Source organism: Anoxybacillus sp. ST4, from assembly GCF_019448545.1.
In the GTDB taxonomy this organism is placed as follows: Bacteria; Bacillota; Bacilli; order Bacillales; family Anoxybacillaceae; genus Anoxybacillus; species Anoxybacillus pushchinoensis.
The window spans coordinates 1-457 of sequence record NZ_JAHZOE010000075.1 but is presented as its reverse complement, the minus strand read 5'-3'; the positions used below and the strand labels follow the sequence as shown (position 1 = coordinate 457).

General features: G+C 31.5%; 1 protein-coding gene. It reads left to right on the top strand.

Features of this window, described 5'->3' with window-relative positions; translation table 11 throughout:
* On the top strand, nucleotides 1-457 hold a 457-nt coding region (locus K1I44_RS15060), incomplete at both ends, for a DEAD/DEAH box helicase family protein (RefSeq protein ID WP_219986633.1).

Genomic DNA, 457 nt, shown 5'->3' with positions numbered 1-457 from the left:
AAGTTACAGTATCAAATGGATGCTGTTATCCAAGCTAAAAAGACTTTAGAAGCCTATGGCGGGGTTTTTATATCTGATGTGGTTGGACTTGGAAAAACATATATTTGTGCTATGTTAGCGCAAAATTTAAAAGGGAAAAAGTTGTTTATTTGTCCTCCGGTGTTAAAAGATTATTGGGAAGAAGTCTTATTTAATTTTGAAGTTCAAGGCTATAAAGTTGAGTCGCTTGGCAAGTTAGACAGTCTTCTTGAGATGGGAGTAGATCAGTTTAAATATGTATTTATTGATGAAGCTCATCGATTTAGAAACCAAAACACAGAAAATTTCCAAAAGCTTCACCAAATTTGTTATAACAAGAAAGTTATTTTGATTACTGCTACTCCACAAAATAACTATTCAACTGATATAGCTAATCAAATATACTTATTCCAACCAAAAAATAACAGTACTATTATTC